Origin of the sequence: Rhizobium nepotum 39/7 (assembly GCF_000949865.1) — a bacterium.
Taxonomy (GTDB): Bacteria; Pseudomonadota; Alphaproteobacteria; order Rhizobiales; family Rhizobiaceae; genus Agrobacterium; species Agrobacterium nepotum.
In genome coordinates, this window is the sequence record NZ_JWJH01000019.1 from 177887 (window position 1) to 198917 (window position 21031).

The following is a 21031-nucleotide window of genomic DNA, read 5'->3' on the forward strand; positions in this document are numbered from 1 at the left end:
TCGTCAGAAAAAGAAACGCCGGGCACTGGACCCGGCGTTGTAACTTTTACTCAGCCGCGAGTGGCGGTAGCCGCAGGATGTTGCTGCCCTTGTCTCCGGATTTTTCACCGGAGCCCTTTTCCATGCTGGCGACACGCGCCTCCAGCGAGGAGAGCGCCAGGCTGTTTTCGCGGGCGATGTCGGAGAGTTTCTCGTTGGAGAGGGACTCTTCCTCCTCTTCCTTCTTGCCGACGAAGCGGCCGAAGAGGTGAGCGAGCAGGCGCGACAGGTCGTCCATGATCAGGAAGAAGGCCGGGACCACGATCAGGGACAGCACCGTCGAGACGATGATGCCGCCGATCACTGCGATCGCCATCGGCGCGCGGAAGGAGCCGCCTTCGCCGACGCCGAGTGCGGAGGGCAACATGCCCGCCGACATGGCGATGGAGGTCATGATGATCGGGCGGGCGCGCTTGCGGCCGGCCTCGACCATGGCATGCACCCGTTCCATGCCGTGCCGGCGCATCTCGATGGCGAAGTCCACCAGCAGGATGGCGTTTTTCGTCACGATACCCATCAGCATCAGGATGCCGATGAGAACGGGCATGGAAAGCGCGTTCTGCGTGATGATGAGCGCCACGGCCACGCCGCCGATGGCGAGCGGCAGCGAGAACAGGATGGTGAAGGGCTGGATGACATCCTTGAACAGAAGGATGAGCACCACCAGCACCAGCAACAGGCCGAGCAGCATGGCGTTGACGAAGCCCTGCTGCATTTCGCCCTGCACCTTGGCGTCGCCGCTTTCGGCGAGGCGAACGCTGGCCGGCAGATCGGTTTCCGAAACGATCCGCTTGAACTCGGCCGTCGAGGTATCGAGCGCCGTGCCGAAGGGCACGTCGGAGCCGATGGAGACGACGCGGTTGCGGTCGTTGCGCTTGATCGAGCTTGGACCTTCCGAATAGTCGATATCGGCAACGCTGTAGAGCGGCACCAGCGAGCCGGAGGCGGTCTTGATCTTCAGCGCGCGGATGGTGGCGAGGTCGCGTCGGGCATCGATGGATGCCTGCACGCGGATCGGGATCTGCCGGTCATCCAGCGAAATCTTCGTCAGCTGTGCGTCGATATCGCCAATGGTGGCGACACGCACGGTCTGCGAGATCTGCTGCGGCGTGATGCCGAGGCGGGCGATTTCATCCTTGCGCGGGCGGATCTGCAGTTCGGGACGGGGAAGCGCGCCTTCCGAGCTGACATTGGCGAGGATGGGCGAAGCGCGCAGGCGGCTTTCAAGCACACCGACGGCGTCGTTCAGATCCTTTTCGTTCGACGACAGGAAGTTGAAGCTCAGTTCGCGTTCCGCACGGTCGTTCAGCTTGATGATGCGCACATCCGGAATGCCACGAACCTGTGCGAAAATATCCCGCTCCACATCCCATTGCGGACGTGTACGGCCCTTTTCCTCCACCTTCGGAAGATATTCGCCGATGAGCGGAATAGAACCGAGACCCTTGTTGATGAGCATCTTCAGCAGCGAATGGTCGATATGCTCGAGAATGACGTTGACCGTTGCGCGGCGAAGCTCCAGATCGCCCTTCGGCGATGCGCCGCCGAGGATGAAGACGCTTTCCACACCGTTGATATCGCGGATCGCCTGGTTGATCGCGGTCGTTGTCCGGTCGGTTTCGTCCAGCGTCGCATTGGGCGGCAGTTCCACCGAAAGCGTCACGCGCGAGGCGTCGTCCGGCGGCAGGAAGCTGCCCGGCACCTGGGCGAGAAGCATGACGGAAGCGACGAGGAAGCCGATGGCGCCGACCAGCGTCAGATAACGCGCCCACCACTTGCGGGTGGTGGCGGAAACCATGCGGGTATAGGCTTTCATCAGCCAGCCGTCATTGTCGGCGTGGTCGTCCATCGCGTCTTCGGCGCGCATCAGATAGGCCGCCATCAGGGGTGTGATGAGGCGGGCCACCGCCAGCGAGAAGAACACCGAGAAGGCGACGGTGAGGCCGAACTGGATGAAGTACTGGCCGGGAATGCCGGGCATGAACGAGACAGGCACGAAGACGGCGATGATGGTGAAGCTGGTCGCGATGACGGCGAGGCCGATTTCGTCGGCGGCCTCCAGCGAGGCGCGATACGGCGTCTTGCCCATCTTGATGTGGCGGGCGATGTTCTCGATTTCCACGATGGCGTCGTCCACGAGAATACCCGTGGCGAGCGTCAATGCCAGGAAGCTGACGAGATTGAGCGAGAAGCCCATCAGGTCCATGATCCAGAAGGTCGGGATCGCGGAGAGCGGCAGGGCGACGGCGGCAATCAGGGTCGCGCGCCAGTTCCTGAGGAAAAGCAGAACCACGATGACGGCGAGGATCGCGCCTTCGATCAGCGTATCGAGCGCCGCCTTGTAGTTGCCATAGGTGAAATAGACGGCGTCATCGACCATCTCAATCGATACGTCAGGATGGTCCTTGCGGACCTGATCGAGGCTTTCCGCCACCGTTTCGGCGACCGAAACCTCGCTTGCGCCCTTGGAGCGGAACACCGCGAAGGTGACGGCGGGGTTGCCGTTGAACCGCGAGAAGGACTTCTGCTCCTCATAGGTGTCCGTGACCGTGCCGAGTTCGGAAAGCTTCACGAAGCGGCCGTTGGAGAGCGCGATGGTGGTGTTGGCAAGCTGGGTGACGTCGCGGGTGTCGCCTAGCGTGCGGATCGTCTGCTCGTTGCCGCCGACCTGGCCGCGGCCGGAACCGAGATCGATATTCGTGCCGCGCAGCTGGCTGTTCACCTCGGTGGCGGTGATGCCGTAGGCATCGAGTTTCTGGGGGCTGAGCGAAACGCGCACCTCGCGGTCCGCGCCGCCGTAGCGGTCGATCTTGCCGATGCCTGACTTGCCCTGCAATGCGCGCTTGATGGTGTCATCCACGAACCAGGACAGTTCTTCCAGCGTCATGTTCGGTGAGGAGACGGCGAAGGTCTGGATCGCCTGGCCTTCCACGTCGATCTTGCTGACGATCGGCTCCTCGATATCGGCCGGCAGATCGCTGCGGATCTTGTCGATCGCGTCCTTGGTGTCCTGAACCGCCTCTTCCGTCGGCTTTTCGATGCGGAAGATCACGGTCGTGGTCGACTGGCCGTCAACCACGGAGGACTGGATTTCGTCGACGCCACTGATGGCGGCGACGGCGTCCTCGATTTCCTTCGTCACCTGCATTTCCAGCTCGGAGGGCGAAGCGCCGCTCTGGGTCACGGTGACGGCGACGACGGGAACGTCGATATTCGGAAAACGGGTGATCGGCAGGGCGTTGAAGGCCTGTATGCCGAGGAACATCAAAAGCGCGAAGCCGAGCAGCGGCGCAATCGGGTTACGGATTGACCATGCGGAGAAGTTCATTTCATTCCCTCAGTCAGTTGGACGCAGCCGTCTGGGCTTCCACCGGTCTTATCCGGTCACCATCACGCACGAATGCTCCAGCTTTCTCGACAACCTTGTCACCAGCGGCAAGCCCGCTGACGATCTCAATGAAACCGCTGTCTTCGATGCCGGTCTCGATCTTCACCTGCTTGACGATGTCGCCTTCCACCCTGCGGGTGGTCGAGCCTTCACGCCCGGCAGTAACGGCCGAAAGCGGCAGGGCAAGCGCATTCGTCTCTTCGACGATGATTTCCGCGCTGGCATACATGCCGGACCGCGCTGGGCCATCGCCGGGCAGGATCACATGCACGGAACCGAGGCGCGTCGACGGATCGACGGTGGGCGAAACGAGGCGCACCGTGCCCTCTATTTTTCTGGCTCCGCCCGCAACCGTCAAATAGGCTTTCTGGCCGGGCTTGACCTTCATGATGTCGGTCTCGGAAAGATCGGCGACCAGCTCGATCGCGCCGTCCTTGATGACGGTGAAAAGCGGGTTGCCGGCGCCGCTGGCAATGGCGCCCACCTTGGCATTCTTGGCCGATACGATGCCGGCGACCGGGGTTTTCACCCCTGTGCGCGTCAGCTTCAGATCGATGTCTTCGATCTGTGCATCGACGACCTTGATGTCGGCCTCACCGGCGGTAACGGTCTGTTTGGCCGCGTCGAGGCGGGCCTGCGCAACCTGGGCGGCTGCTTCGGTCTTTTCCGTCTCGGAAACCGAACCGGAGCCGCTCTGGCCGAGTTTGGCGGCGCGGTCGCGCTGGCGAAGGGCGTCGGCCAGATTGGCCTGCGCCTCCAGCACCTGCGCCTTCGTCTGGGTGACGGCGGCTTCGGCCTTGGCCCTGTTGGCCTCAAGCTGGCTTTTTTCCAGGAGAAGACTGTCGGAAGAGAGCACGGCCAGAACCGCATTGGCCTCCACCCTGTCGCCGATATCGACATTCAGCCTGTCGATCGACAGGCCGTCGACCAGCGGCTGGACATAGATCTCGTCCACCGGCCGGATCGTGCCCGTGGCGATGATGCGGTCGACAAGGTCCCGTTTCGTAGCGTGCGCCACGATGATGGAGGGCAGGTTCTGCTGTTTGACCGGCGCCTGTGCTTCTCCCTCGGCCGCAGCCGAAAAGGGCAGGGCCGTTGCGGAAAGAAGAAGGAAAACAAAGCGGTTAAACGTAAATCTATGCTGCATGTGTCTTGGCTCGCGCAATATTCATTGGCATGTCCTGCAGCCCGTAGGCGTATATTAGAAGGTCATGCGGCAACGAATGTGAAACAAGGGATCACAATACTTCCTTCTCGATCCTCCCGATTCAAACGCCCCTCAACGCGAATCTTAAGCACCTTTGCCCAGTGCTTTTTTACAAGATCAAATTCGGCAGTCTTGTTGGCGGGGACTCTAATTGTTGTTGTCGTACAAATCAATCCGCATAGCCACGAGGGTTGATATACATTTTTGTATATGTCAGGATATTGCAATTCATGAAACGGGGTACCAATGAAAAAAGAACGCGCGGGCAGCGCCGCGCGTTCCATGGTTGGAGCTTGATTTCTATTTCAGCGCCGCATCGGTGATTTCGGTGGTGTAGGCACCTGTCGGCTCCTTGGTGATAACAGGATCGGAACCGCCGCCGAGCAGCGTCTTGACGGTGCGCTCGTAATCCGCCTTGTCCAGCGCGCCTTTCGAACCGGCCGTCAGCTTGGCGACCTCGCCCATCATGCGCTTCTGGTGCTTTTCGGTCTGGGCGCCCGAGGCGTCGTTTTCGAGAACGATACCGGCGGCATCGTCAGGGTTTTCTTCCGCCCATTTCCAGCCCTTCATGGAAGCGCGGACGAATTTGACCATGTCTTCCTTGAATTTGGCGTCCTTCAGCTTGTCTTCCAGAACGTAAAGCCCGTCTTCCAGCGTCGCCACGCCTTCCGCCTCGTATTTGAAGGTGACGAGTTCCTCCGGCTTGATGCCGGCATCGAGGACCTGTCCGTATTCATTGTAGGTCATGGTGGAAATGCAGGCGGCCTGCTTTTGCAGCAGCGGATCGACGTTGAAACCCTGCTTGAGAACCGTGACGCCATCCGCGCCGCCGGTGGTCGGGATTTTCAGGTGCGCCATCCACGACAGGAACGGATATTCATTGCCGAAGAACCATACGCCGAGTGTCTTGCCCTTGAAATCCTCAGGCTTGGTGATGCCGGTTTCCTTGAGGCAGGTCAGCATCATGCCGGAGGATTTGAACGGCTGGGCGATGTTGACGAGCGGAACGCCCTTTTCGCGGGTGGCGAGCGCCGACGGCAGCCAGTCGACGATCACATCCGCACCGCCGCCGGCCAGAACCTGCGCAGGCGCGATATCCGGCCCACCGGGCTTGATGTCGACGTCTAGGCCTTCGGCTTCATAAAAGCCCTTGTCCTTGGCGACGTAATAACCGGCGAATTGCGCCTGGGTCACCCATTTCAGCTGAAGGGTAATCTTGTCGGCGGCCTGAGCCCCAAATGCGGTCAGAAGTGACGCGCCGGCAAGAAGCATGGAGGCAAGTTTCATTTTCATCGCTGTTCCCTTTTTCGTTATTTACGTTCGTCCCCCACGGACGGACGGATGCCAGAAGGTGACGGCCCGCTCGATGAGCGCCACCAGACCATAAAAGCCCGAGCCTGCGAGCGCCGCTACAGCGATTTCGGCCCAGACCATATCGACATTGCTGCGGCCCATTTCCGCCGAGATGCGGAAACCCATGCCGACAATGGGCGTGCCGAAGAATTCCGCGACGATGGCGCCGATCAGCGCCAGTGTGGAATTGATCTTCAGCGCGTTGAAGATGAAGGGCCAGGCGGCCGGAAGGCGCAGTTTCAGCAATGTCTGCCCCCAGCCGGCGGCATAGGTTTGCATCAGGTCGCGCTCCATGTGGCTGGAAGCGGCAAGCCCCTGCACCGTGTTCACCAGCATCGGGAAAAACGTCATGATGACGACGACGGCCACTTTCGACTGCCAGTCGAAGCCGAACCACATGACCATAATCGGCGCGATGCCGACGACAGGCAAAGCGGAGACGAAATTGCCGATGGGCAGAAGCCCGCGCTGGAGGAAGGGCGAACGGTCGATGAGGATGGCGACAACGAAACCGAGGCCGCAGCCGAGCACATAACCCGTCAGCACCGCCTTGATGAATGTCTGGCGGAAATCCGCCCACAGGATCGGCAGCGACGTGAGAAGACGCGCAAGAATGGCGCTCGGGGCAGGCAGCAGAATGGGCGGGACGGAGAAGCCGCGCACCACGCCTTCCCATAGCGCGATAATGGCAAGTCCGAAGAGGATGGGGACTGCGATGCGGCTCAGGCGTTTTGCTGGAGCAGAGGCGAAGGAGCGGCGCACCAGCCATTCGTTGAAGGCCCAGGCGGCAAGCCAGAACAGGATTGCACCGATAAACCAGACGGGGTGGGTCATGGCCGGGCTCCCATTCTTTTGAGGACGGCCGCGTGGGCGATGCCGATGATCGACACCAGAATGGCCGCCACACCAGCCGCCATGAACAGCGCCGCCCATATCTGCACCGTCTGGCCGTAATAGGAGCCGGAGAGCAGGCGAGCGCCAAGACCGGCAACCGCCCCTGTCGGCAATTCGCCGACGATTGCGCCGACCAGCGCAATCGCGATGGCGATCTTCAGCGAGGTGAAGAGATAGGGCAGGGCCGAGGGCCAGCGCAGCTTCCAGAAGATCTGGCCAGGTGAAGCATTATAGGTGTGCATCAGGTCCAGCTGGATGGTTTCGGGGCTTCTGAGGCCCTTCACCATGCCGACGACGATCGGGAAGAAGGAGAGATAGGTGGAGATCAGCGCCTTGGGCAATAGCCCGGAAATGCCGATGGAGTTCAGGACGACGATGATCATCGGCGCGACGGCGAGGATCGGGATGGTCTGGCTGGCGATGATCCACGGCATGACGGAGCGGTCCATGGCGCGGTTATGCACGATGGCCATGGCAAGCAGGATGCCGAGCACCGCGCCGATGGCGAAACCGAGCAGCGTGGCCGAGAGCGTGACGCCGGCGTGATAAACGAGGCTGCGCTTGGAGGTGATCGCCTTGTTGACAGTGGTGTCCCACAGTTCGGCGGCAATCTGGTGCGGGGCGGGGAGAACCGGGCGCTCCTGCGCGAAGGTTTGCGGCAGGAGTTCTGAGAAGCTCGGCGTTTGCCCGGCACGGTTTGCCTGATCGCGGGCGAAGGGCATGTTGAGATAGACGACGGCGAGGTGCCAGATGACGAGAATGGCGAGGAGGACGGTGAGGATGGGGAGGATGCGGTGGATGCGGTGGCGGATGAGGGTCATCGCGGCGCCCTCGGTGGGTGGGGGTTACCCTCACTCCGTGGGTGCGGCTTACCCCCCTCTGTCCTGCCGGACATCTCCCCCACAAGGGGGGAGATCGATCTGAGGTGAGGTTTCGCCCATATCGAAGTGTGAGATTGAAGCGATGTTAGCGCGTCTTGCCGATCTCCCCCCTTGTGGGGGAGATGCCCGGCAGGGCAGAGGGGGGTAATGCTGGCGCTGACCTCACCCCTCATAGCTATGCCCCGCCTTCAACCCCTCACGCACACGATGCGCAATCGCCAGAAACTCCGGCGTTTCGCGGATTTCAAGCGGCCGTTCCCTCGGCAGCGTGGATTCGATCACATCCGTCACCCGGCCGGGCCGTGGCGACATCACGACGATTTTTGTCGAGAGATAGACCGCTTCCGGGATGGAATGGGTGACGAAGCAGATGGTCTTGCCGGTCGTATCCCACAGTTTAAGCAGCTGCTCGTTCAGATGGTCGCGGACGATCTCGTCCAGCGCGCCGAAGGGTTCGTCCATCAGCAGCAGGTCGGCATCGAAGGCGAGTGCGCGGGCGATGGAGGCGCGCTGCTGCATGCCGCCGGAAAGCTGCCAGGGATATTTCTTGCTGAAACCGCTGAGATTGACGAGATCGAGGGTGCGTTCGATGCGCTCGCGCTGTTCGGCCTTCGTATAGCCCATGATTTCAAGCGGCAGCGCGATGTTCTTTTCAATGGTCCGCCAGGGATAAAGGGCGGCGGCCTGAAAGACGTAACCGTAGGAGCGGTCCTTGCGGGCGTTTTCCGGTGTCGTGCCGTTGACGGTGATGTCTCCGGATGTGTGCTTTTCGAGATCGGCGATGACCCGGAGGAAGGTCGTCTTGCCGCAGCCGGAAGGACCGATGAAGGAAACGAAATCGCCCTTGCCGACCTCCAGATCGACATTGGAGAGCGCGTGCACCGGGCCATCGCCGGTCTCGAAGGTGAGGCCGAGATTTTTGGCGGAAACAACGGAATAGGACGAGGTTTGGTTCATCGTGGCTTGTTTCCACTTTCCGTCAGGGCTGCGCGTGCCAGCGGCAGCATACGGGTTTCCGTGAGTTTGGCGATCGGCAGATTTGAGGCCGCATCCAGATCGAGCCAGCGCACCTCCTCTATTTCCGCCTGCGGGGCGACGTCGGTATTCAGATGGGCGACGAAGGCATGGGCGACGACTTCCGCGCCCGTCTCATTGGCGGCTTCTTCACGAAAGACGCCCTCATATCGCGCGGCATTTTCGGGAAGCGTCAGGCCGATTTCCTCGGCAAGCTCCCGGTGCAGCGCCTGTTCAGGCGTTTCGCCCGGATCGATCTTGCCGCCCGGCTGCATGAATTGCGTGGTGCCGCGCTTGCGCACGACAAGCATTTGCCGCCGCGCATTCAAGAGAACGGCCGCGGCAATGACGATTTCACGTTTCTGCCCGGTGCTCACGGTCATACACCCGATGCCGGAATGCCGCTGCGCTCCACCTTGCGCGGCGCGACGAGTTCCTTCCATGTGGAGAGCGCTTTGCTGACGGCGGGATAGGGATCACGGGCGACGAACCGGCCGTGGCCTTCCTGGGTTTTGATGGTGTTTTCCTCGATGCTGACAACGCCGCGCGACAGGGTGAAGCGCGGCAGACCCTTGACCTTCTGCCCTTCGAACACGTTGTAATCGATGGCAGATTGCTGGTTGGCCGCGCTGATGGTCTTTTCCCGCGCCGGATCCCAGACGACGATATCGGCATCGCTGCCGACGAGGATCGCGCCTTTTTTCGGGTAGATGTTCAGGATCTTGGCGATGTTGGTGGAGGTGACGGCGACGAATTCGTTCATCGTCAGGCGACCCGTTGCCACGCCATGGGTCCAGAGCAGCGGCATGCGATCTTCCAGCCCGCCGGTGCCGTTCGGTATCCTGCGGAAATCGCCGAGGCCGAAACGTTTCTGCTCGGTGGTGAAGGCGCAATGGTCGGTCGCCACGCATTGCAGCGAGCCGGAGGCGAGACCCGCCCACAGGCTGTCCTGATGCTGGCGGCTGCGGAAGGGCGGCGACATGACCCGGCGGGCGGCATGATCCCAGTCCGCATTGGCATATTCGCTTTCGTCTAGGATCAGATGTTGGATCAGCGGCTCGCCATACACGCGCATGCCGTTCTGACGCGCGCGGCGGATCGCCTCGTGCGCCTGCTCACAGGAGGTGTGGACGACATAAAGCGGTGCGCCTGCCATATCGGCGATGATGATGGCGCGGTTGGTCGCCTCGCCCTCTACGGCAGGAGGCCGGGAATAGGCATGTGCCTCCGGGCCGACATTGGCTTCGGCCATCAGTTTTTCCTGCATCTGCGCGACGATATCGCCGTTTTCCGCATGCACGAAGGGAATGGCGCCAAGTTCGGCGCAACGCGAGAAGGAGGCGAACATCTCGTCGTCGTTCACCATCAGCGCGCCCTTATAGGCCATGAAGTGCTTGAAGGAGTTGATGCCTTTCTCCTCAACCACCGTCTTCATCTCGTTGAAGACCTGCTCGCCCCACCAGGTAACGGCCATGTGGAAGGAATAATCGCAATTGGCGCGCGTCGCCTTGTTGTCCCATCTTTGCAGGGCATCGAGAAGCGGCTGGCCGGGTTCGGGCAGGCAGAAATCCACCACCATGGTCGTGCCGCCGGCAAGCGCCGCCCGCGTACCGCTCTCGAAATCATCGGCGGAATAGGTGCCCATGAAAGGCATTTCCAGATGTACATGCGGATCGATGCCACCCGGCATGACGTAACATCCGGTCGCATCGAGTACGGTGCCGCCGGTCAGATCGGGTCCGATCCCGGTGATCCTGCCACCTTCGATTTTCACGTCGGCCCGGTAGGTCAGGTCGGCGGTGACGATGGTGCCGTTCTTGATGATGGTGGCGGTCATTGTTGTGTGTTCCCGGTGGCAAGGGCAGGCGAATAGCGGTCGGGGTGATCGGGCAGGAAAGTTTCGGCGTTTAGGACGGCCAAGATGGTAGGAGAGTTCTTCGAAAATCTCATGATTCCAGAACCGCAAAACCGCATAGCCCTGTGTGTTTAGCCAGAGCGTCCGTCGCCGATCGTGTGCGGAAGAGGCGTGCTGCGATCCATCCAGTTCGACGATCAGCATTTTTTTGCGGCAGACGAAATCCGCTATGTATGGACCAAGTGGAACTTGCCGGCTGAATTTAAAGCCGTTGAGGCCTCGGTTTTTCAGTTCGTACCAGAGGCGGTATTCCGCATCGGTTTCGTCGTGGCGGAGTTTTCGGGCTTGCGTGGTTTTGCCGGGGTGGCGTTTCGATGTCTTTTTACCGATGTGATCGGCCATAAGCCTTGCCCCCTCATCCGGCCCTGCGGGCCACCTTCTCCCCGGCGGGGAGAAGAAATGGGCCGCAACGTCGCAGATTTTTACGACGTGGTTGAGAGAGGCGAAAACATTGCCGCGTGTTTCTTCTCCCCGCCGGGGAGAAGGTGGCCCGAAGGGCCGGATGAGGGGGCCTAGCATCATGGGTACGATCACTCCACGATCTCCGCAGTCTCCAGCACCGCATGCAGCAGCACGTCGCAGCCGGCGGCGGCCCATTCCTGGGAGATGTCCTCAGCCTCGTTATGCGACAGCCCGTCCACGCAGGGGCAGAAGATCATGGTGGAGGGGGCGACTTTTGCCGTCCAGCAGGCATCGTGGCCCGCGCCGGAGATGATGTCCATGTGGCTGTAGCCGAGCTTTTCGGCCGCCGCGCGCACGCGGCCGACCAGAACCGGATCGAAGGTGACGGGATCGAAGTGGCCGATGGCTTCGATGGTGCAACCCACACCGAGTTCTTCGGCGATAACAGGCACTTCGCGTTCGAAAATCGCGCGCATGCTGTCGAGTTTCGCCTGCGAGGGGGTTCTGAGGTCGATGGTGAAAACCACTTTGCCGGGCAGCACGTTGCGGGAATTGGGCGTGAAGATCATCTGGCCGACGCCGGCGACTGCGCCCGGCTGGTGGGCCATCGCCACTTCCTGCACCTTTTCGAGGATGCGGGCGCTAGCGAGGCCGGCATTGACGCGCATGGCCATCGGCGTCGAGCCGGTATGCGCTTCCTTGCCGGTCAGCGTCACTTCCAGCCACCACAGGCCCTGGCCATGGGTAACGACGCCGATCTGCTTGCCTTCCGCCTCCAGAATCGGCCCCTGTTCGATGTGATATTCGAAATAGGCGTGCATTTTTCGCGCGCCGACCTCTTCCTCGCCCAGCCAGCCGATGCGTTTCAGTTCGTCGCCATAGGTCTTGCCGTCGGTGTCGGTGCGGCTATAGGCGGAATCGAGATCGTGGATGCCGGCGAAGACGCCTGAGGCCAGCATGGCCGGGGCAAAGCGTGCGCCTTCCTCATTGGACCAGTTGGTGACGGTGATCGGGTGTTTGGTTCTGATGTTGAGGTCGTTCAGGCTGCGCACCACTTCCAGCCCGGCGAGAACGCCAAGCACGCCGTCGAATTTGCCACCGGTCGGCTGGGTGTCGAGGTGGCTGCCGATATAGACCGGCAGCGCGTCCGGGTCCTCACCGGGGCGGGTGGCGAACATCGTGCCCATCCGGTCGACGCCGAGCGTCAGGCCTGCGGCCTCGCACCATGTCTTGAACAGGTTGCGGCCTTCGGCATCCTCATCCGTCAATGTGCGGCGATTATTGCCGCCGGCAATGCCGGGGCCGATCTTCGCCATGTCCATCAGACTATCCCAGAGACGGTCGCCATTGACCGTCAAGTTTTTACCCGCCGCCATGAAGTGTCGTCCTCACCCTGTTTTGTTTTTTATCGAAGCAAAGCTTGTGCCGTTCCCGTTTTTGCCGGTTAAGATAACAGCCATTGCCTTGTTATGGCGATGGGGGATAAATTGACCGGCTGGTAAACATTGCAAATTCGTGGTGACGTCAGCAAGGGATATTCGTGACGAATCGCACTAATTTTGCCTAAACTGTACGCGCAGATTATTTTTTAAGCATACTGTAACGGCAATTGCATCGAAAAGAAACAGAGAGCGCAGATGGCCACACCGCGAGCAGCGAAAACACAGAAGCGGACCCGTATTCAGGAAGAAAAGCAGGAAGCGATTCTCGAGGCCGCGCTCAATGTATTTTCCGTTAACGGCTTTCGCGGCTCCACCATCGACCAGATTGCCGAGGCGGCCGGCATGTCGAAACCGAATGTGCTTTATTATTTCCGCACCAAGGAAGCGATGCATCGCGCGTTGATCGAGCGGGTGCTGGATACCTGGCTCGATCCGCTGCGGGCTTTCGATGCGAATGGTAACCCCGAGAGCGAGATCCGCTCCTATATTCGCCGCAAGCTGGAAATGTCGCGTGATTTTCCGCGCGAGAGCCGCCTGTTCGCCAATGAAATCCTGCAGGGCGCACCGCATATCGAGGATGAGCTGAAGGGGCCGCTGAAGCAACTGGTGGATGAAAAGGCGGAGGTGATCCGCGCCTGGGTCAAGGCCGGACGGATCGCCAAATGCGACCCCTATCACCTGATTTTCTCGATCTGGTCGACCACGCAGCATTATGCGGATTTCGACGTGCAGGTGCGGGCGGTGCTGGGCGACAAGAATGGCGGCGAGGGCCGTTTCGAGGATGCGGCCCGGCATCTGGAGCAGCTTTTCATGGGCGGATTGCGCATAAGCGGCTGAAGGATACGGTTCTCGCGACTATGTGATCGATTCTTTATGTCAAAACATGAGGAAAATTATCATCTTTATACTTTACTCTAAAACTCATCTTTACTATGGTGCCGTCATCCTGATCGACAGGGCCGCTTAGAGGCCCCGAATGTCGGGCATTGAAAAAGACAACCGACAGGTGAGGGAATGGCACGCAAGGAAAAGAAGAAGGCCGAACGCAGCGGCAAGCATGGCAAAGTGGCGGCGCCAGCTGCAAAGGACGTAGCCAAACAGCCGCTTTCCGGGCCGAAAAGCTTTCTTTATGTCGGCGGCCGTGACTGTCAGGTTGCGCATCTTCGCCAGATAGCGACCAATTTCGGTGCCGAGCTTATCCACCACGACGGTGGCTTGCGTGAGGCGGTCTCACGCATCGATACCGTTCTTCCCTCCGTCGACTGCGTTTTTTGCCCGATCGACTGTATCAGCCACGATGCGTGTCTGCGGGTGAAGTCCGGTTGCAAGAAATTCGGCAAGACGTTCATTCCGCTGCGCAATGGCAGCAAATCCAGTCTGGAGCGGGCGCTGCAGACGATGAATGAACGGACCTCGAACGATGAGCGACGAGCGCAATAATGTCTACGATGCAGCACCTGCTACGGCTGAGGCCTGCCGCGTGGAACTGCACAAGATGGCCGAACAGGCCGCCGATCCGGCCTTGACGGAAATGTATGAAATCGTCGGCGAACGCGAGCGGCGCAACCGCGCCGCTGCACATGGCGGCAATGTCGTGACCTTTCCCCATCTGCGCACCCGCCAGCCCGGCGAAACGCCGTCCTTCGAGATTGGCGATGCGGCTGAGAAGGGCCGCAACATTCTGACGTTTCGCTGGACGCGGCGTTAGGGTCGACCCCTCTCCTCCGTCGTCCTCGGGCTTGACCCGAGGATCCACTCGAGGGTGAGGATGACGCCGAGTGTGAGGAAAGCTCCGCGCGCAATATGCGTCACAACGCAGATGCTCTAAAACACAATCAGCCCTTCGGCTTCAAAAACGCACCGGCGCAGAGCACCAGCCATCCGGCAATCATGCCGAGGCCGCCTGCGGGTGCGGCGAAGGGAAACAGGCTGTGGCCGGAAAAATGCCTGACGACGAGGTCGCCGACGAAAATCGCCGTGCCGAGGCCGAGGATCAGACCCGCCGGAATGGCGGTTCTGATGCGATCCGCACCGATATGGAGTGCCACCAGCACCGGCGCGTGCGCAAGCGCCATGGCTGAGGCATTGCCCAACATATAGGTTTCGCCGGTATGGGTGGCGGCGGCGGCGAGCATGACGCCGGAAGCACCCAAAAGGCCGCCCAACAGGAGAATGAAGGCGCGCAATCTTTCGTGGGTCATGAATTATCCGCTTCCTGGTTCTGCATGTGAAAGGCCAGCCGCTCCACCGGCGTCCAGATGATGTCCCGCAGCTTCGGATTTTCGATGGTTTCGTCCATCGCGCGGCGGAAGCAGAGCAGCCATTCATCCCGCTCGGCAGGGCCGATCGGGGCCGCGAAATGACGCCTGCGCAACATCGGGTGGCCGTGTTTCTCGACATAGACCGGTGGTCCACCGAGATATCCCGTCAGATAATCGTAGAATTTGCTCTCGCTGCCGGAAAGATCGGCGGGATGGACGGCGCGGCAATGCGCCGCCTCGGGCAGGGTGTCCATCAATTCGTAGAAGCGCCGGGTCAGGGCCCGCACAGTCACATCGCCGCCGATCGCTTCATAAAGGGTAATGGTCTCGCCGCTCACATCCCGCCTCCTTGAACCCTGTGGCCCTTATCGCTTTCCAAAGCGCCAAGAGCAACAGGTAAAGGCGGGATGCGACATTTGCGACACCGTGCTGGAAAAGTCTTCAGGTCTCGTTTCCGACGGACCGTTGGATAGTCTCAACGGCGATTTTTAGTGGTGCTACATGTTCGGTAACAACCGCCCAAACCACGTCGTCCGCGATTTTGTGATATTCATGACGCAGAATATTGCCGATACCGCGAATCTGTTTCCATGGTACATCCGGCGCAAGGCTCAGCAATTCTTCGGGTATGTGACGCGATGCCTCGGAAACGATTTCCAAAGCGCGCTGCACTGCAAGTTTGAGGAGCCAATTTTGCTGGAAATCAGCAAGCGACAGGCCGGCAGTGTGGGTCTCGATGCCGTCAATCGCCTCCAGAATTTCGCCCAGCACCGGTCCGACCTTGCGCTTGATCATCAGAATATTCGCACTGCGGATTGCTCGATGTCAGTTCGAAGCATTGGGTGAAGGCTGTTGCGCGTCGTGACGTCCACCTCCACCGCCAACTCTTCTTCCAGAAGCTGCTTGATGCCGATCAGATCGAGCAACGAGAAACGGCTGCCCGGATCGTAGTCGATGAAGACGTCCAGATCGCTTGAGACCAAGGCTTCATCTCGGGCGGTTGATCCAAAAAGGTAAAGCGAAGTCGCACCCATGCGTTTCACCGCATGGGAATGTCGTTTGAGTTTCCTGATTGCGTCCGCTCTCTTCATGCGTTCAGCTTATATCATCCCGTATGCGCCATCCACTCATCCAAAATTGCGGATGAGATCGAGACCCTTGCTCAGAAGCGTTTCGGCCTCGTCCTGATTGGCGGCCTCGACGTAGCAGCGCATTTCCGGGGCATTGCCGGAAGGGCGGAAATGGATGGTGCTGCCGTCGGTGAGCGATACGCGCAGGCCGTCAATGTCGCTCAGCGCCCTGACCTTGCCGACTGGCGCAAGGAAGGTTTCGAGGTTGTCCCTTGAAGCGCGCAGATGCGCCATGAGGGCCGCACTCTTTTCCTGCGCGAAATTCTCGAGGCGATCGGCGGCGGCGACTGGCAGCTTGTAGGCGGCGGCGATTTGCGACAGCGGTTTTTTCTGTTCGGCGGACAGGAGCAGCACGGCGAGAATAGGCAGGAAGCTGTCGCGCGTCGGCAGCGGCGAAAGCGGCTTGCCGTTGAGGGTGAAGGCGGAGGCCGTCAGCAGGCCGCCATTGGCCTCGAACCCCATGACGCCGTTCTTTCCTTCGGCGAGCGCCTGCGCCATGCCGGCGATCACGAAAGGCGAGCCGACCCTGGTGCGGATGACCTCGAACGAACCACTCGCTTCAATGCCGGAATTGGAGGTGACGGGGGTGACGACCACACCGGCATCGAGAAAATTGGCCGTGATAAGCCCGATCAGGTCGCCGCGCAGCGGTACGCCGTTTTCATCGGCAAGCAGGGGCCGGTCGCCGTCGCCATCGGCGGAAACGATGGCGTCGAGGCCATGCTCTGGCGCCCATGCCTTGAGAAGCTCCAGCGTTTCCGGCGAGACCGCTTCGGTATCGACCGGAATGAAGGTTTCGGAGCGGCCGAGCGGCACGACATCCGCGCCGTAGTGGGCAAGGACGTTGACGAAGAGATCGCGCGCAACCGTGCTGTGCTGGTAGACGCCGATCTTCAGGCCCGACAGCGCCTTTTCGGGCAAAAGCGCGATGTTGCGTTCGTAAAAGAGTTCGGCTGCGATTGCGGAATGATCGTCCGCCGTCGCCGCCTCGTCATTCAAGCCTTCCGCCTCGATTTTGGCGGCAAGGGCTGCAATCGCCGTCTCGTCCTGCTTGTCGATTTCGCCGTCGGGGCGGTAAAATTTGATGCCGTTGCGGTCGGCCGGAATATGCGAGCCGGTGATCATCAGCGCTCCGGCTTTCAGGGAAAGCCCATAGAGCGCAAGTGCCGGTGTCGGCACCGTGCCGCAATCGAGCGGCGCAAGACCCGCCTTTTTCAGCGCGGCGATACAGGTTGCGGAAACATCCGGGCTCGAATCGCGGAAATCGCGGGCCACGAGAATGGGGTCTCCCGCCTTTGCCTGACCCGATGTGAGAAGATGCCTTGCAAATGCCGTAGCGTAGACGGCGGAGGCTTTTCCTTTCAGATCGACAGAGAGGCCGCGAAGGCCGCTCGTTCCAAATTTCAGGCTCATGCCAAACTCCGTTTCGATAAAATCTTTGAGGTTCAAATGGATAATACAAAAATATAACGTCTGAAAGAACCGTATCGATCCATTCAAGTCAATCGTCCCTTTCATGGCGGTCGGGAATAGGCGATGATGACGGGGATGAGGCGGGTAACTTAAAATTCACCCGTTATATCTAAACTTGCCCGTTAATAGCGGCCTTGGCGACGGTGAAGACCATCTGTTGCCGGCCTTTTTTGTGGTTCGTTCGAGTTGGATTGGCTGATGTACAGGCTTCAAAAGGCGGGACATAAGCAGGCACGTCCGCTGGATGAAAAAGCGGCGCCCGCCGCCAGACCCCACGGTTCCCTGCTGGACGATCTGGTGGATGAGGATGAGGTTTTCGAGCGCACGGTGCTGAAAGAGCATCTTGAGCCGAAGCCGGCGGCCGTCGTTGCCGAACCCGCTCCGGCTGAAAAACCCGCAAAGGCGGCCTTGCCGAGCGCGAGCGGCGGTCTTGCGGCTGCTTTGCCGGGTCTGAAACATATCGACAGGATCGGCGTGGACGACGTGCTCGTCTGGCTGCGCGACGGTATCGTCTGGATCGTGCTTGCGATCATTCTCTGCGTCGCGGCGGCCCTCTCCTACGCCTATATGACGCCGCCGCGCTACACGGCCTATTCGGATATCGTCGTTAATCCCTCCAATCTCAATGTCGTCAATGACGGGGTGTTTTCACCCAACCAGCAGCGCGACACCCAGATCCTCGAGGTGGAGAGCAAGCTGCGCACCATCACCTCGCGCAACGTGCTGGCGCGGGTGGTGGACGAGCTGAAGCTCGATCAGGACCCGGAATTCATAACTCCGCCGCCTCTTGCCCGGCTGAAGGCGATTTTTTCACCGAAGCCGGAAGACGGCGACAACAAGGTCGGCGCGCTTCGCTCGCTCGGGGAACGGGTTGCAGCGGAACGCGATCCGCGTTCCTTCGTGGTGACGCTTTCGGTGTGGACCAACGATGCGGAAAAATCCGTGACGGTCTCCAGGGCCATGGTGAAGGCGTTCGAAAGCGAGCTGTTCCAGACGACCTCCGACAGCAGCCAGCGCATCGTTGACGATCTCAAGACGCGGCTGGAGGAAATGCGTGGGAACGTGACGGTGGCCGAAAAGCGCGTGGCCGATTTCCGCCGCGAAAACGGCTTGCAGGAAAATAATGGCCAGCTGGTCAGCAATCTGGCGTCCGGCGAACTGAATGCGCAGGTTCTTGCCGCGCAGCAGCGCGTCATTCAGGAAGAGTCGCGCCTGAAACAGATGCAGGCCGCTATCGCCCAGAACCGCACCCAGAGCGACGCAATCTTCGACAGCCAGACCATGAACACCATCCGCGCGCAATACAGCACCTTGCAGCAGCAGATCGGGGCGATGACGCTGACCTATGGCGCCCGACATCCGCGTCTGGCGACGGCGGGAGCGGAACGCGACATGCTGGAACGCGGCATAGCCGAAGAGGCGCAGCGGATTTTGCAGGCGGCGAGAACCAATGTCGCCGAGGCCCGCTCCTCGCTCGACGCGCTGCGGCTGAAGGCGGTCGCCGAACGCGCCAACGTGTTCACCGACAATGAGGCGCAGGTGCGGCTGCGCGATCTGGATCGCGACGCCCGCTCCGCCGCCGCGATCTACGAGACCTATCTCAACCGCTCGCGCCAGATCGCCGAGCAGCAGGCAATCGATTCCACCAATGTGCGGGTGATTTCGCAGCCGGTTGCGCCGAATTCCAGAAGCTGGCCGCCGGGCAAGCTGACCTTCCTGATCGCCGGCGGTGCGGGCGGTCTCTTCCTCGGTCTCGGCATTGCCGTCGCACTCGGGCTTCTGGGTTATCTGCGCCGGGACGATCACCCGGAAACAGCAGCACGCCAAGCCTGAAGACGGTGAGCGTGCCGCAGCTATTCCTCGGACATAAGGCCGTCATAAACCTCGAGCAGGGCGGCGGCGATGGCGGCGCCCAGCGCATTGCCCGCATCGCGTATGCCGGCCTCGTCGCCGTTTCGCACCGAGACTGCAAGATCGGACGCCTCGTTGGCGACGATTTCCTTTGACCGCTCTATCGCCCAAAGGCCGAAATCGCCGCGGTTGTCGATCGATATGGTTTCCATGGCCGGACCCTTTCCGTGGTGTGGTTTCGCCGTCCCTTAACTCATCGGCCGTAAAACCGGAATAGGGTGGAGGCGAGGAGAGGGTGGTCACTCAACCTTCAGACGTGGATTTGCCTGATTGAGGCGGCGGATTTATAAAAATATTAATGATAGTTCTTCGTAGTGTTTGAAGCCTTACACCTTAAGCATATGCGTGAATATAACGATGAAACGATGCCTATCTTGGACACCGGACAGAATATGACAGGGAGAGATGTCCCGGATGCGGAAAGGCCAGGCGAGTTCTGGCCGATTGTTCCGCTTGCGGCTTTACCCATCGCCGATGCGACCATTGAAGAGACGGCGCAGGATTTCATTCTGCGTGCCCAAAGCGCGCGCGTGGCTGACGCAAGGCCCTTCTATTCGACATCGGCGAACGGCCAGGTCATCGCGTTCTGCCATCAGGACAAGGAATTCGAAGCGCTGCTGCGGCAGGCCGACCAGATTCATGCCGACGGCATGTCGCTGGTGATCTTTTCCCGCCAATTCTGTCTGAGAGGGCTCAGGGAACGCGTTGCGACGACGGATCTCGTTCACGCGGTGGCCCAGCGGGCGGAAGAGACAGGCACAAGGTTCTATTTTCTCGGCGGCTCCGAAGAGGTGAACCGCGCCGCCGTCGAGGAAATGCAGAAGCTCTATCCGCGTCTGGTTTTTGCGGGCCGGCGCAACGGCTATTTCAAAGAGGGCGAAGAGGAGGCGATTCTCGCCGATATCGTCGCATCGCAGACCGATATTCTCTGGGTCGGTTTCGGCATACCGCTGGAGCAACGTTTCGTCTCGCGCAATCTGGACCGGCTTTCCGGCGTCGCAGTGATCAAGACCTGCGGCGGCCTGTTCGATTTTCTCGCCGGCAAGAACAGCAGGGCGCCGCAATGGATGCAGGATATGGGGCTGGAATGGCTCTACAGGGCCATGCTTGAGCCGAAACGCCTCGGGAAGCGCTATCTGCTGACCAATCCTATCGCCATATATTCGCTGCTGAAACACTACTACCGGCTCAAGGCCGGCAAGGTCTGAACCGGCGCGCATCTGCCGTTGGATTTCGCGGGATTGCCGGTTGTATCCGTTCAGGGCCGGAACTGTGCAGGCAAGATATTTTGGCGCATCACAATCATCGGATCGCCGTCTGCACCTCACCGCCACCCTATGAGATCGCCTTAACGTATTGAACGAATGCGTCTGCTGCCGAAATTCGTTGCAACTGCGAACAACGGCGGTACACTGGCCAGATATTATAAATTTATTCGAATCAGAAATATATTGAGGACAGCGATGGTGATTACGTCCATTTCTCTTTTCGTATATGGGATTGGCACCGTTACTTCTCTTGCCATGACCTATATTGAGGGCGCCCGCCGCGACAAGGAATGGGACTTTTACCGGGTGACCGGTATCATCCTTTGTTTCTTCTGGCCGGTTCTCGTGCCGCTTCTCATTCTCGCGGCTGTTTTTTCGTCGTTCGCTTCCCGGAAACGGCATGTGAATACAATTTCTCTGGGCCGGGGGAAAACCCTGAACTGAGATATGTGG

General features: G+C 60.2%; 21 protein-coding genes and 1 pseudogene. 6 read left to right on the forward strand and 16 right to left on the reverse strand.

Annotated elements, in window-relative coordinates; genetic code table 11:
• Positions 1 to 46: 46 nt before the first annotated feature.
• From RS75_RS19580 to RS75_RS19625, 10 genes and pseudogenes are all read right to left on the reverse strand, one after another.
• Positions 47 to 3367 carry an efflux RND transporter permease subunit gene (locus tag RS75_RS19580; protein ID WP_045023539.1) on the reverse strand — a complete coding sequence of 1107 codons (3321 nt, stop codon included), beginning with the start codon at positions 3365 to 3367 and terminating at the stop codon, positions 47 to 49.
• 13 nt (positions 3368 to 3380) lie between these two features.
• Positions 3381 to 4574: an efflux RND transporter periplasmic adaptor subunit gene (locus RS75_RS19585; RefSeq protein WP_045023541.1), complete on the reverse strand. Its 1194-nt coding sequence runs from the start codon at positions 4572 to 4574 to the stop codon at positions 3381 to 3383.
• 360 nt (positions 4575 to 4934) lie between these two features.
• The gene (locus RS75_RS19590) at positions 4935 to 5927 is read right to left on the reverse strand and encodes an ABC transporter substrate-binding protein (protein WP_045023543.1); all 993 of its coding nucleotides are present in this window, start codon (positions 5925 to 5927) and stop codon (positions 4935 to 4937) included.
• A gap of 21 nt (positions 5928 to 5948) precedes the next feature.
• Positions 5949 to 6821, reverse strand: coding sequence for an ABC transporter permease (locus tag RS75_RS19595; RefSeq protein ID WP_045023545.1), 873 nt, complete (start codon positions 6819 to 6821; stop codon positions 5949 to 5951).
• Positions 6818 to 7702: an ABC transporter permease gene (locus RS75_RS19600; RefSeq protein WP_045023547.1), complete on the reverse strand. Its 885-nt coding sequence runs from the start codon at positions 7700 to 7702 to the stop codon at positions 6818 to 6820. Before RS75_RS19600 ends, RS75_RS19595 begins: the two co-directional genes overlap by 4 nt.
• 222 nt (positions 7703 to 7924) lie before the next feature.
• Positions 7925 to 8719 carry an ABC transporter ATP-binding protein gene (locus RS75_RS19605; protein WP_045023549.1) on the reverse strand — a complete coding sequence of 265 codons (795 nt, stop codon included), beginning with the start codon at positions 8717 to 8719 and terminating at the stop codon, positions 7925 to 7927.
• Positions 8716 to 9159 (reverse strand): NUDIX hydrolase, encoded by a 444-nt coding sequence (locus tag RS75_RS19610; protein ID WP_045023551.1) that lies wholly within the window; start codon positions 9157 to 9159, stop codon positions 8716 to 8718. The genes RS75_RS19605 and RS75_RS19610 overlap by 4 nt, the downstream gene beginning before the upstream one ends.
• Positions 9156 to 10613, reverse strand: a complete 1458-nt coding sequence (gene hydA, locus RS75_RS19615) for a dihydropyrimidinase (RefSeq protein ID WP_045023553.1) — start codon at positions 10611 to 10613, stop codon at positions 9156 to 9158. Before hydA ends, RS75_RS19610 begins: the two co-directional genes overlap by 4 nt.
• 153 nt (positions 10614 to 10766) lie before the next feature.
• A pseudogene (locus tag RS75_RS27455) lies at positions 10767 to 11288 on the reverse strand (endonuclease domain-containing protein); the annotation flags it as partial.
• Positions 11222 to 12469 carry a Zn-dependent hydrolase gene (locus RS75_RS19625; protein WP_045023557.1) on the reverse strand — a complete coding sequence of 416 codons (1248 nt, stop codon included), beginning with the start codon at positions 12467 to 12469 and terminating at the stop codon, positions 11222 to 11224. The pseudogene RS75_RS27455 and the gene RS75_RS19625, both read right to left, overlap by 67 nt.
• Positions 12470 to 12730: 261 nt before the next feature.
• On the opposite strand from RS75_RS19625, the gene rutR reads away from it, so the two are divergent.
• The 3 genes from rutR (at position 12731) to RS75_RS19640 (ending at position 14243) form a co-directional block, all read left to right on the forward strand.
• The gene (gene rutR, locus RS75_RS19630) at positions 12731 to 13372 is read left to right on the forward strand and encodes an HTH-type transcriptional regulator RutR (protein WP_045023559.1); all 642 of its coding nucleotides are present in this window, start codon (positions 12731 to 12733) and stop codon (positions 13370 to 13372) included.
• Between the two features lie 177 nt (positions 13373 to 13549).
• A complete protein-coding gene (locus RS75_RS19635) occupies positions 13550 to 13975 on the forward strand; it encodes a DUF2325 domain-containing protein (RefSeq protein ID WP_045023560.1) in 426 nt (141 codons plus the stop codon).
• Positions 13956 to 14243: a hypothetical protein gene (locus RS75_RS19640; protein WP_045023562.1), complete on the forward strand. Its 288-nt coding sequence runs from the start codon at positions 13956 to 13958 to the stop codon at positions 14241 to 14243. The genes RS75_RS19635 and RS75_RS19640 overlap by 20 nt, the downstream gene beginning before the upstream one ends.
• 127 nt (positions 14244 to 14370) lie before the next feature.
• On the opposite strand, the gene RS75_RS19645 is transcribed toward RS75_RS19640, so the two are convergent.
• The 5 genes from RS75_RS19645 to uppO all read right to left on the reverse strand — a co-directional run bounded on the left by RS75_RS19645 (position 14371) and on the right by uppO (position 17339).
• On the reverse strand, positions 14371 to 14736 hold the full coding sequence (locus tag RS75_RS19645; protein ID WP_045023564.1) for a DUF423 domain-containing protein: 366 nt from the start codon (positions 14734 to 14736) through the stop codon (positions 14371 to 14373).
• On the reverse strand, positions 14733 to 15134 hold the full coding sequence (locus RS75_RS19650) for a group II truncated hemoglobin (RefSeq protein WP_045023566.1): 402 nt from the start codon (positions 15132 to 15134) through the stop codon (positions 14733 to 14735). Before RS75_RS19650 ends, RS75_RS19645 begins: the two co-directional genes overlap by 4 nt.
• 103 nt (positions 15135 to 15237) lie before the next feature.
• Positions 15238 to 15591: a HepT-like ribonuclease domain-containing protein gene (locus tag RS75_RS19655; protein ID WP_045023568.1), complete on the reverse strand. Its 354-nt coding sequence runs from the start codon at positions 15589 to 15591 to the stop codon at positions 15238 to 15240.
• Entirely contained in the window at positions 15591 to 15887 is a 297-nt protein-coding gene (locus RS75_RS19660; RefSeq protein WP_045023572.1) for a nucleotidyltransferase family protein, read from the reverse strand. The genes RS75_RS19655 and RS75_RS19660 overlap by 1 nt, the downstream gene beginning before the upstream one ends.
• 36 nt (positions 15888 to 15923) lie before the next feature.
• Positions 15924 to 17339: a polysaccharide biosynthesis phosphomannomutase UppO gene (gene uppO, locus RS75_RS19665; RefSeq protein ID WP_045023651.1), complete on the reverse strand. Its 1416-nt coding sequence runs from the start codon at positions 17337 to 17339 to the stop codon at positions 15924 to 15926.
• A gap of 258 nt (positions 17340 to 17597) precedes the next feature.
• Between uppO and uppM the strand changes: the two genes are divergently transcribed.
• Entirely contained in the window at positions 17598 to 19232 is a 1635-nt protein-coding gene (gene uppM, locus RS75_RS19670; protein ID WP_045023574.1) for a polysaccharide biosynthesis protein UppM, read from the forward strand.
• A 20-nt stretch (positions 19233 to 19252) separates the two neighbouring features.
• Here the strand turns inward: uppM and RS75_RS26795 are convergent, their stop codons facing one another.
• On the reverse strand, positions 19253 to 19462 hold the full coding sequence (locus tag RS75_RS26795) for a hypothetical protein (RefSeq protein WP_045023576.1): 210 nt from the start codon (positions 19460 to 19462) through the stop codon (positions 19253 to 19255).
• 240 nt (positions 19463 to 19702) lie between these two features.
• Between RS75_RS26795 and uppL the strand changes: the two genes are divergently transcribed.
• Together uppL and RS75_RS19685 are read left to right on the forward strand one after the other, a co-directional pair.
• A complete protein-coding gene (gene uppL, locus RS75_RS19680) occupies positions 19703 to 20518 on the forward strand; it encodes a polysaccharide biosynthesis UDP-hexose transferase UppL (protein ID WP_045023653.1) in 816 nt (271 codons plus the stop codon).
• A 255-nt stretch (positions 20519 to 20773) separates the two neighbouring features.
• The gene (locus RS75_RS19685) at positions 20774 to 21022 is read left to right on the forward strand and encodes a hypothetical protein (protein ID WP_045023578.1); all 249 of its coding nucleotides are present in this window, start codon (positions 20774 to 20776) and stop codon (positions 21020 to 21022) included.
• The last annotated feature ends 9 nt before the right edge of the window (positions 21023 to 21031 follow it).

What these genes read in the sequence shown, in the direction of transcription:
- RS75_RS19600 (WP_045023547.1), bottom strand. Translation starts at nt 7,702, where the DNA reads ATGACCCTCATCCGCCACCGCATCCACCGCATCCTCCCCATCCTCACC.
- RS75_RS19610 (WP_045023551.1), bottom strand. Translation starts at nt 9,159, where the DNA reads ATGACCGTGAGCACCGGGCAGAAACGTGAAATCGTCATTGCCGCGGCC.
- uppO (WP_045023651.1), bottom strand. Translation starts at nt 17,339, where the DNA reads ATGAGCCTGAAATTTGGAACGAGCGGCCTTCGCGGCCTCTCTGTCGAT.
- RS75_RS19660 (WP_045023572.1), bottom strand. Translation starts at nt 15,887, where the DNA reads ATGAAGAGAGCGGACGCAATCAGGAAACTCAAACGACATTCCCATGCG.
- RS75_RS19635 (WP_045023560.1), top strand. Translation starts at nt 13,550, where the DNA reads ATGGCACGCAAGGAAAAGAAGAAGGCCGAACGCAGCGGCAAGCATGGC.
- RS75_RS19580 (WP_045023539.1), bottom strand. Translation starts at nt 3,367, where the DNA reads ATGAACTTCTCCGCATGGTCAATCCGTAACCCGATTGCGCCGCTGCTC.
- uppM (WP_045023574.1), top strand. Translation starts at nt 17,598, where the DNA reads ATGTACAGGCTTCAAAAGGCGGGACATAAGCAGGCACGTCCGCTGGAT.
- RS75_RS19655 (WP_045023568.1), bottom strand. Translation starts at nt 15,591, where the DNA reads ATGATCAAGCGCAAGGTCGGACCGGTGCTGGGCGAAATTCTGGAGGCG.
- RS75_RS19590 (WP_045023543.1), bottom strand. Translation starts at nt 5,927, where the DNA reads ATGAAAATGAAACTTGCCTCCATGCTTCTTGCCGGCGCGTCACTTCTG.
- rutR (WP_045023559.1), top strand. Translation starts at nt 12,731, where the DNA reads ATGGCCACACCGCGAGCAGCGAAAACACAGAAGCGGACCCGTATTCAG.
- RS75_RS19685 (WP_045023578.1), top strand. Translation starts at nt 20,774, where the DNA reads ATGGTGATTACGTCCATTTCTCTTTTCGTATATGGGATTGGCACCGTT.
- RS75_RS19640 (WP_045023562.1), top strand. Translation starts at nt 13,956, where the DNA reads ATGAGCGACGAGCGCAATAATGTCTACGATGCAGCACCTGCTACGGCT.
- RS75_RS19585 (WP_045023541.1), bottom strand. Translation starts at nt 4,574, where the DNA reads ATGCAGCATAGATTTACGTTTAACCGCTTTGTTTTCCTTCTTCTTTCC.
- RS75_RS19625 (WP_045023557.1), bottom strand. Translation starts at nt 12,469, where the DNA reads ATGGCGGCGGGTAAAAACTTGACGGTCAATGGCGACCGTCTCTGGGAT.
- RS75_RS19595 (WP_045023545.1), bottom strand. Translation starts at nt 6,821, where the DNA reads ATGACCCACCCCGTCTGGTTTATCGGTGCAATCCTGTTCTGGCTTGCC.
- RS75_RS19605 (WP_045023549.1), bottom strand. Translation starts at nt 8,719, where the DNA reads ATGAACCAAACCTCGTCCTATTCCGTTGTTTCCGCCAAAAATCTCGGC.
- uppL (WP_045023653.1), top strand. Translation starts at nt 19,703, where the DNA reads ATGACAGGGAGAGATGTCCCGGATGCGGAAAGGCCAGGCGAGTTCTGG.
- hydA (WP_045023553.1), bottom strand. Translation starts at nt 10,613, where the DNA reads ATGACCGCCACCATCATCAAGAACGGCACCATCGTCACCGCCGACCTG.
- RS75_RS26795 (WP_045023576.1), bottom strand. Translation starts at nt 19,462, where the DNA reads ATGGAAACCATATCGATCGACAACCGCGGCGATTTCGGCCTTTGGGCG.
- RS75_RS19645 (WP_045023564.1), bottom strand. Translation starts at nt 14,736, where the DNA reads ATGACCCACGAAAGATTGCGCGCCTTCATTCTCCTGTTGGGCGGCCTT.